The sequence below is a fragment of the Microcystis sp. M_QC_C_20170808_M9Col genome (assembly GCF_007095495.1).
In the GTDB taxonomy this organism is placed as follows: Bacteria; Cyanobacteriota; Cyanobacteriia; order Cyanobacteriales; family Microcystaceae; genus Microcystis; species Microcystis aeruginosa.
On the sequence record NZ_SFBZ01000021.1, the window covers coordinates 1 to 10,559 of the forward strand.

Sequence of the window (10,559 nt, forward strand, 5' to 3'; positions counted from 1 at the left end):
GCTGGCGATCGCTGACTAGAGTGTGACACTTCATAATTCTTAGTAATCGCTAAAAGTCTTACTATACAAGGGCTAGAGCAACTTTTGATTTCAACGACCAGGGTGCGGAATGTGGGATCCAACTCATTACATCTGTTTTGTTCATGGCTCTAATCTTACGAAAGGAAAATAGCGGAATTCGAGTAATTTAGTCACGACTGCTCGTGTTGCTCCGAGAATAGCGACTCGCACTGGCCGAGACAGGGGGCTGACTTGCGGGGAAATTTAGGCACAAAACACCAAGATAACATGGCGAAGTAAGCTTCATTTATCTCTGACGCGGAGGGGGTTGTCTGTTTCATTGCCAATCTCTCAACGTCAAGTGCCGACTCTGTAGCGATTATAATCGATTTGATCTGTATTGAGCGTTTAAGTCCCAATAATTGCTCTGTAGTGGATATTTCTACAAATTTGAGCTGCAACCCAGCCAATCGAGGTTAAAGATGGCCCGATAGATGGGATTATGGACCCGCAGCCGGCCCTTATCTTTGATCACTAACCCCGATAAAAGTAACTCTTTTTCTGGGGGGCTATCCTCGGAAATCACCTCTTTTTCCCTTAAAATCCGTTCATAGAGTCTCAGGAGCAACTGGGAGCGATGACTGTTGAGAAGCCGATCGCGAATAGTCCGCAGATGTTCCGGTTCATCCTGAGCCTCCCAATTGTCAATGATCTTCTTCTGTACCAAGTCCTCAATCCAGGGGGCCTCACCATTGGGGGGAATCGGCGAGGCGGCGGTGCGAATTAACTGACAGAGTTTTTGGGTCAGAAAAGGTTGACCGTTTGTCCAAGCAAAGACTTCTTTTAAGACAGTTTGCGGGTTACTAACTTTCTCGGCCAATCCGCGCAGTAAAGGCTGGGCTTCGTGTTCCTTAAAACCCTCCAATTGAATCGAATGACCGATATTAAAAGGAGTGATTTGGTGGTCGGTAATTAAATCGGAGGGGGTGACAACACCGAAGAAAGCGAAGGTCAAACGCCGATAGAGCGGGTTAAAACCACGCTGGTTATAGCAGGAACGAATCAGGGCAAAAAAGTCATTAACCGCGAAATTTAAGCCCAAAACGCTATCAATTTCATCGATAAAAATCGCGATCGGTTTCGGGGGAGAACCTTCCACGATCCCCACTTCCAGCAATAACACTTCTTCGATAAATTCGCCCAAGCGCTGTACTGCCGAGACATCTTCCCGTTCTTGCCACCAAGCTTTGAGATTGACCCTTTTGAGCAGTCCAAAACGTCGCCCTAACTCGAAGGCTATCCCCTTGTACCATTGGTCGGGAGTGACATTTTCGCTGCCGATGCGGGTTAAATCAATGGGAGCGCAACAGACCCCCTCGTGTTGGAGGTGGTCGATCATGCGTACCATTAAACTAGACTTACCCATTTGACGGGGATTGAGAACATAGCAAAAATCGCCGCGTTTGAGGGCTTTATAGAGATAACGGTCGGCGGCGCGGACCACGTAGGTGGGGGCATCCATGGGTAAACTGCCCCCCACTTGGTAGTCAAAGGTGCTAGATTGTTCGTTAGTTTTGAGGAGTTCGTTTTCAAACAGTAATTCTGCTTGGGTGGCCTTGAGAATTTCTAGGGTTTGGCTGAGTTCTAGGGTGCGCTCCTGCACTTTCTGTTCTAGGGTGCGGCTATACTCGGCTAATTCTTCGGTAAAGCGAATCCGTTCCGCTTCCGCCTGTTTTCGTTCGGTAATATCGGTAAAAGCGGCGATCGCATAGATAATTTCTCCTTTTTCGTCAAAAACGGGCGTGGCATACACTTCTAGGGGAATAATCTTCTCTCCTTGGTGAATTTCTAGATCATCCATCGTGTTTTTTTCCCCCCTTAAAGCTCGGACAATCGGATGGTATTCTGTGGGATACAATCGATCGGTTCCAGCTTGATATAACTGATAGGTTTCCCCCAACTGATTAGCCGTGGTGATATTAACTATCTCTTTTCCTAAAATCTCTTGGGCGGTTTGATTGGCATAATAGGGTTGACTGCCAGCATCGAGGACGAATACCCCCACTGGCATCGCTTCTAAAAATTGCGCTAGTTGTCTCTGTTTGGCTTTGATTTCGGCGTAGAGTTTGGCGTTAGTAATTGCGATCGCCGCTTGGCTGGAGAGCAGTTGCAGCACTTCCAATCTTTCTTGGGTAAAAGCCCCGACGGTGAGATTATTTTCTAGATAGACAATTCCCCGCAGTTGTCCTTGGTCGAGGAGGGGCGAACAGAGCAGGGATTTGGTTTGATGGGTTTTAATATAGGAATCATTGCTAAAATTGCCCTCATGGGCAGCATCGTCATTAAGAACGGTTTGACCGCTCCGGGCTACATAGTTAATAATTGAGACGGGAAGATGTTCTTCGATGGCATGAGATTTAAAGACTGTCACCCCATCTTCCTGCACCGAACCGGAGGCTTCGATCAATAGTTGTCCGCCGCTTTCTAGGATAAGATAGCCCAGCTGCGCCCCAGCATTTTCGATGAGAATTTTCATCAGGGTGGCGAGTAATTTATCTAAAACTATCTCGCTAGAAATGGCTTGGAAGGCCTTCATAATCGTGGCTAAATCTAACAGTTCTCCCGCATGACTAACTGAATTTTTTCTGGTGGTAGTTCTCCTAGTTTCGGTCAGGTAATTGGAACCATAATTATTGACCATTAACTGAGAATAACGGCTTTCTATATCTTTGACTTTAGCTGTTGCTCCCCAAAGAGAATAGAGATAAGCAGCTTCATTGATGTAGGTTTTGGCAATTTTTACTTTACCCCAATCGAGATAGAATTTCGCCGCTAGTTCGTTAGCCAGTGCCTCTTCATTAATGTATTCATTTTCCTTGGCTTTAGCAATGGCTAGATCATAATTTTCTATGGCTTCTAGATAGGATTGCTGTACCCGCTCCTTTTCCGCTTGCACTAAATAAAATTTATGGAGATAGTTAGGGGGGGCTTGATTCGCCCATTCCCGCAGCTTTTTCTGATTATTCGTCACTCGTTCTAATACTTGCTGTTGTTGGTCATTGTCCAGATGATTATAAATAGCTAAATGGGCGAGGGAATCATAGACATTATGCAGAGAAATCAAGAAAGTGGCGGTAGCTCCTCCCAGATATTTTTGGGCTTGGTTAGCATTTTCAATGGCTTGTTCGTACTGTCCAAATAGATAACAAAGGTATAATTTATTAACAAATAAAGCACAGAGACCGTAGAGATCATTAGCCTCTAGATGGTACGGTAACATAAGAGTTTCTTGATAGTACTGTCCTTCTAAATGACCGGGATTTTCCGAGCGCCCCAGCAGATTTAAAACTGTTTGTCCGTAGATTTTTAGATAGTTGCGGGTGTTTTCTTGTTTGAGCTTAACAAAAGCCAGATCATAGTTAGCTATTTCTCCGGCTAATTCGGTTAATTCCTGTCCGATAAAGGCGGAATGAAAACAGTAAAGATAGGCGCAGGTTGTTCCGTAGTAGAGATCGCCCATTTCTAAACCGGTTTGATAGGAAGATTTTAACAAGGACAGGGAATTTTTAATCGGTTCTTTCCAGATACTAATAGTGGCGGAAAAGACGGCAATTATTTTCGGCATCAGGGCTTTGGCATGAAATTTATCAGCAATGTTTAAAGCTAATCGTCCAAATTGATAACCCGTTTCCCAATCTTCTAAAAGACCACAAAGAATTAAGCCATAATTGACATAAGTAAAAGCCGCTAGATAACTATTGCCGTATTCAATTGATAAGTTAACCTGTTTTGATACGAGGATGGGTAAGAGATGAGGTGCGGCAATATAAACAGGAGGAAATATGGCACTCGCTATCTTCATGATTGCTAATTTTTCTTCCTCATTTATCGGCGGTAAATTACTTAAATCTTCGATATTTTGACCCGCTAATTTTTGCCTAGTTTTATTGAGTTCTTCCTGAATATCTGATGATTTTAAGGATTCAAGAATCTCGAAATCTAGGCTTTTTAGGACGGATAAACCAATTTCTACCGCTTTTAGTTCGTGATTTTGGGCTTGATAAGCTTCGATGATTACTTCATAAACTTTGATTTTATCTAGGGTGGTTTTTGCCTGTTTTAACACGAGATTAGCCCAGCACTGCATCTGCTCAAAATCCCCACTTAAATAGGCGATTTCTGTGGCTTCAGAATAAATATTTAAAGTCAGTTGATAGTTATTTTTCCATCTGGATTTTTTGAGAAGTTTTTGAGCGATTTTAATATATTTTAAGGCTCCAGTTTGGGCATTAGCGGCTTTGGCTTTTTGGGCTGCTAGTAAATTCAAGTTAGCCACTGACTCTCGTTCTTTTTCCTCGCTAATTAGTTGATAACCAAGATTGAGATGATCGACTATTTTAAAAATTTTTTCCGATAATTCATTGGCGGCAGTATGCTGCCAAAGTAGGCGACCAATTTTCAAATGAATTAAAGATTTTTTGCTGTCTTCGATGAGAGCGTAAGCTCCTTGTTGAATGCGATCATGAGCAAATTTATATTCTTGAATCAGTAATTGTTCATCCAATTCTGAGAGGGGAATAATTAAACCAGCTTCGCTACTAGAAGTTAAAATTGGTAAAAGTTCTGGAGGTGATTTTTCAGAGATTACTGCCAGACTATATAAATTAAACTCTGGCCCAAGACAAGCTGCTAAACTTAAAATTTCCTGGGTTTCGGGGGGCAATTTCTGCATTTTGCCCATCATAAATTGAATCAGATTATCGGTACTACCAATCCTTTGAATTTGGCCGAGATGCCATTGCCAATAACCCCTATTATTGTCGGTTTTAGTGGTTGTTTCCTGCCCCAGTTGGAAAAATAGCAAATTTTCCCAGTAGATAGTTTTGAGAAATTCATTGACAAAAAAAGGATTACCGTGGGTTTTTTGCCAGACTAAAGCGGCCAAAGATTGCACATATTCGGGTGAATGATTTAAGGTGTCAGCAATTAACTGATTGACCTGTTCAATCCCTAGAGGTCTTAAAATAACTTGATTGATAATTATGCCCCCCTGCTCTAATTTATCGAGAGTAGCGGTTAGGGGATGGGTGGAATTAATTTCATTACTGCGATAGGAGCCAATTAAAAACAAATAGTCCATATCGCCATCGAGCATAATTAATTCTATTAACTGGAGACTAGCCAAGTCTGCCCATTGCAAATCATCAAGAAAGATGACCAGGGGATGTTCTGGGGAACAAAAGACCCGAATAAAATTTTTAAAGACTAAATTAAAGCGATTTTGAGTAGCGATCGCTCCTAATTGTAACACCTCTGGTTGTGGACCAATAATTAATTCTAGTTCAGGAATCACATCAATAATAACCCGTGCATTCGCCCCCAAAGACTTGAGGAGTTTTTGTCGCCATAGTTCCAGTTGTAGCTGACTTTCCCCCAAAAGTTGCTTGACGAGATGAGTCAAAGCGCTAACCACGGCAGCGTAGGGAGTATCGCGCTGAAATTGGTCAAATTTACCGGAGATAAAAAAGCCGCGTTTTTCAGTAATTGGCCGGTAAATTTCCCTAACCAGGGTGGTTTTACCCATGCCAGAATAACCCGTAACTAGCATCAGTTCGGTGTGAGAGGAGTTTTTATCCGCCGTGGCTACCCGTTGAAAAGCAGTGAGGAGAGTGGCGATTTCTGCCTCCCTACCGTAGAGTTTTTGGGGAATTTGGAACTGATTGGCTAGATCTTGCCTAGCGATGACAAAATCCTCAATTTTAGCCGTTTTTTCTAGTTGTCTTAAACATTCTTCTAAATCTGCCCGAATACCATAGGCACTTTGGTATCGTTCCTCGGGGGTTTTAGCCATCAGTTTCCTGATGATTGCCTCCACCACCGGGGGAATTTTCTCCCTGACGAGACTATTAATCTCCAAAGGTTGTTTTGCCAGATGACAGTGAACTAATTCCAAAGCATCTTTAGCCCGAAAAGGTAATTGTCCGGTGAGAAGTTCGTAGAAGCTAACGCCCAAAGAATAAAAATCCGTGCGGTAATCGAGACTGCGATTCATCCGTCCGGTTTGTTCGGGAGAAATATAGGCTAAAGTCCCCTCAAGGACGTTGGGATTTTTTAGCCCCGGATTTTCCCGCCGCAGGACGCTGGCAATGCCAAAATCGATGATTTTAATTTGTCCGGTTTCGGGGTTAAGAACTATATTGGCAGGATTAATATCTTTGTGAATAACCTTGGCGTTGTGAATTTTCTCTAAATTAGCCACTATTCGGGGTGCAAGGCTTAAAAAGTCCCTTAAGGCCAGGGGTTTGCCCTCTAGCCATTTTTTTAAGGATATACCCCCGAAATCTTCCAAAATAATCACGGGAGTTCTGCGGTAGGTTTCTAAACCATAGGCTTTAATCGCCCCCTCGAAGTTCAGGCTGCAGATGGTTTTATACTCCTGTTTGTAGTGGGTTAGTTCTTGTGCGGTTGGATATTCTTGCTTGAGGATTTTGAGCATAACGGGTTGATTATCGGCGGTGCGAATAGCCCGATAGACTTCCGAGTTAACACTTTCGTAGATTTGGGCAAGAATGTCGTACCCGTTGAGAACAATCATTTTTTTACTTGGCGATTGTAAATGGCTGCGGGTCTCCCCAAGAAAAATTCTACGGGAACTAAAACAAGACTCCGCAAGGCTGACAGGACTCGATTTACCTGTGAGACGGAAGGACGGGGAGAAGGCAGCACTTGCTCGAAATACTCGGAATGCAAGGTAAAACCAAAGTGAACATCTTCCGGCAAACTCAGTTTAGCAATCGGTCCGTCCTTGAGATTGTCAGGGTTAAATAACCAAGCTTCTAATACTCTGGTCGGGGTTAAAACCGTCGTAAATAGATAGCCCTGTTCTTGGGGAATAAACTGAATGCTATCTAAAATATAGCCATCGGGACAAACATAAAAATCCAGTAGTCCCCGACCTAAATGTGATACATGAGTATTACTGGCTTTTTTTTCTTGGCTAATCTGTTCAGTTAACTGATTCCAATCCTTATCGAAGGGAACCTTGGCTAATACCGAGGGCAAGTCATGACAGGGAAGTTCGGCATCCCTGAGGATGCGATTACTTTGGTCGCGAAAATCCATATACTGACGACGACAGATTAATTCGCGCACATAACCGGCATAAACCTGATAAATAGCGCTGTATCCCTGTTCCGATTCCCGCGGGTCGGCGGTGTAGAGAGTGGTAGAGAACCACCCCAGATGGATGAAAGCTTGTTCGCTCATCACCCTGGCATCTTCGATAACCACTTTGCGCAGCACTCCGGGGTCAAAGGAAAACATCCAGGGAATGCCGTGGTATTCGGGGGGATAACCCTGACCGGTAAAATGTTGGATATCGTCTTTTTCGATCGCTTCGGTTAAACTAATAGTGGCGTTTTGGATGGCCACAAGCTGAATTTGACCGTTGATACTATGGTAATTACAAAGGAAGTGATAACTGTCGCCATTGAAGGTAATTAATTGCGAGGGAACGGTGGTTTCTTCTTCCTTGAGGTCTTGACGTTTAACCAGATAAATTTGAGTTTTCGGATAGGTTTCTTCAGGCTTGATTCTGATACCTAATAGTTTGGCTACTCCCATCTGAAAAGGCATATCGGGAATCATGATATAATCTTCGGTGACGATGACCGAATGGGGACTACCATCGAGGATAGCTCCCTGTAGTTTCCAAGGTTTAAGTTGTTTTTGTTGATCCCAAAGAACAATATACGCCGATTTATCTAAATCTTTTAACATACCTCCCGATACAAGTTTTAGCTTTAATTCACAGGTGATAAATTCTTTGGTTTTTTTGTCGTAGAAGGGATGAGCGGTATTTTCTAGGACTGGGAAAAAAGATAAAGGCACGGAAACAATATGTTGGTCAAAATAACCAATCGGGGTGATAGTATCAAGGGAAACGGGGTCCACTTCCCAGTAACGTCCCGCATCGGCGGTGAGAATTAATCTGGTTTCTTCTAGTTGTTGATCTTCGGCAACTTTTTCTAGTTTAATCATAGCAGTATTCGCTATTTCTGAACAACCCAAAATGCTGACCACGGCAGGAAAAGTGGCTTGACTAATATTAAATATCGGTAAAACTTTTCGCCAAAAACTATCCCAGGTTTTCAGTTTTTTACTGTAAACATTAACTTGATTATTTTTCCCTTGCAAGTCCCATTTAATAATTACACCTTCGCCAGAGAACAAATGACGGTCATTTTTTCTATGAAAAGGACAGACGATAAAAACGTATCCCGACAGATTTTCTGGCCAACGTCCCTCGGTAATTGTGGCGACTGCTTGATATAAATTGTTCTCATCCGGTTGACCTAGTTGCGAGCGACTAAAATTACTAACGTTGACAGTATTTTGGGCAGTATCTTTGATTGACATATTCATAGAATTCTCCCTTATCAGTTATCAGTTATCAGTTATCAGTTATCAGTTATCAGTTATCAGTTAAGCTAAGACGCATTTAAAGCGCTTATTCTTAAGATTAGCCGAATCTCCTCCAATCCCTTTACTGTTGCCTCTTGCAAGAGTGCCTCTTGCCTCGTCTCAACAAGCAATTTAAATTACGAACAGCTTATCAGAGTTGAGTTTTCTTTTCACTGATTACTGTTTACTGTTTACTGTTTACTGATAGAGGATTTCACCTCTAAAAAATAGCGTCGATACAATTCATAGCCTGGTACTACTTTATCTCCTGATTGTTTGAGTAGTCCCATACTGCTGAGTTTGTAAGCGAGAATTGGGTCTAATTGTACGGGTTCCACTGCGCTCATCACCCGATCGAGGGCTTTTGCTAGTTCAGGCTGTTGTTCTAATACCGCCCAATGGCGTCGCAGGTGATGGGCATAAATCCCCGTGACGGAGGTGGCACTGGTTAATATTTGCGTCATGGTTATTTCCTCCCGACTGAGGTAGTAGAGGGCAGTTTGTACCAAAGCTGGATGTCCTCCCACTAACTCCATCAATTGTTTGACTTTTTCCTGATTTTCCCAGGTGAGTTGATAACGTTGGGCTAATTGCAATACCTCCTCAAGACTAAAATGACTTAACTGTGCGGGGAATCCCACGTTAAAGGGAGATTGATTGAGCTGCAGGGGAACATAAATTTCTGTGGAATGGACGACGATAAGACGGAGTTTTTGCCAAATAGGTAGGGTTTTGGCTTCTTCGTACCAAGAACGCAGCAGCGGTAAAAAATCCTTGGCCACTTGGGGATGTTCAAACATCTGATTAAGTTCATCGAGAGCGAGGACAATGGGGGCAGTAATCGATTCCAGGAGATAGTCTTGAATGTAAACCGTACAGCTAATCTTGCTGCCTAAATCCTCATCCCAATACTCATCTAATTGTGGTTTTAACTGTAGTTGACGGGCGGCATTGGCACACAACCAGCGCAAAAATTGGTTTAAATCACTCAAAATGGCCAGGTCCACCTGTTCTAAGTTCAAACTCACCGTGCGGTAGCCTTGCTGTTTGGCAAAATCGAGCATTCTCAAAAGTAGGGAAGTTTTGCCCATTTCTTTCGGGGCTTTTATCCGCACTAAAGCCCCCGGTTTCTTGATTTCCTGCCTTATCTGTTCTTCGAGGGGAAGACGTTCTAAATAAAATGGGGAACCAAGGGGAACTGCCCCATTGGGATAGGGGGGTAATGTGTCCAATTTTTCGCTCTTGGATGGAGAATTAACCAGAATTTTGTCTTGAGGGGGTGCTGTTAGCTGAAAATTCAGGGCGGCGATTTCTTGCCAGTCGAGGCATAATCGACGACAAATTTGGGCAAAAGTGGCTTGTTCTACCGGTTTACCGGTCAGGAAGTTGCTGACAGTAGCCAGACTAAATTCAGCTTCTTTAGCTAAGGAGCGTTGACTGCTAAAGCCCTGCTTTTTCACGGCTAATTTAACTTGATTGAGGCAATGTTGTTGTACTCTTAGATGGCCCGACATGGAATCTCTCATAAGAATTGGGGTGTAGGGTGTGGGGTGTAGGGTGTGGGGTGTAGGGTGTGGGGTGTGGGGTGTCGGGAGTTTTCTCAGTGAACTGATAAGTACCTAAGCAAAATTAATTACACATATCTAACCCCCTCTTGCCTTTTGCCTCTTGCCTTTTGCCTATCTTTACTAGGAAATTAATTTTGCACGACTACTTAACTGATAACTGATAACTGATAACTGATAACTGATAACTGATAACTGATAACTGATAACTGACTTCTAACCCAATGGTAGATGTTGGATTTTGCAGGAGTTCTATTTTTTGATAAAGATAAGTAAAAATTATCTATTGACTCCAGAAACTTGAGAATATTTAAATTAACATTCCGCAATATTTACAAATTCTTAAGAATTAATTGAGAAATATTTTTATTTAACAACGATGTTGTAATGGTTACAGCGATTTGATAGAATTTCATAGTGGGTTATTATGTGCTTTTTTGAACAGCAATGGTTGAAACCCTTGCCACACCTACAAAGTAATCCTAATTAAGACGGGTAAATCAGTCAATTTCACCCACAACGATGATCTTT

Annotated in this window: 3 protein-coding genes; all 3 read right to left on the minus strand. The window is 42.7% G+C overall.

The genetic code is table 11. The features are described 5' to 3' along the window. Positions 1-442: 442 nt before the first annotated feature. The 3 genes from EWV68_RS01405 to EWV68_RS01415 all read right to left on the minus strand — a co-directional run bounded on the left by EWV68_RS01405 (position 443) and on the right by EWV68_RS01415 (position 9,989). Complete coding sequence (locus EWV68_RS01405; protein WP_287168574.1) at positions 443-6,595, minus strand: AAA family ATPase; 6,153 nt, start codon at positions 6,593-6,595, stop codon at positions 443-445. Then, positions 6,592-8,424: a carotenoid oxygenase family protein gene (locus EWV68_RS01410; RefSeq protein ID WP_061432207.1), complete on the minus strand. Its 1,833-nt coding sequence runs from the start codon at positions 8,422-8,424 to the stop codon at positions 6,592-6,594. Before EWV68_RS01410 ends, EWV68_RS01405 begins: the two co-directional genes overlap by 4 nt. Positions 8,425-8,654: 230 nt before the next feature. Next, positions 8,655-9,989: an AAA-like domain-containing protein gene (locus EWV68_RS01415; protein ID WP_287168575.1), complete on the minus strand. Its 1,335-nt coding sequence runs from the start codon at positions 9,987-9,989 to the stop codon at positions 8,655-8,657. Positions 9,990-10,559 lie beyond the last annotated feature (570 nt).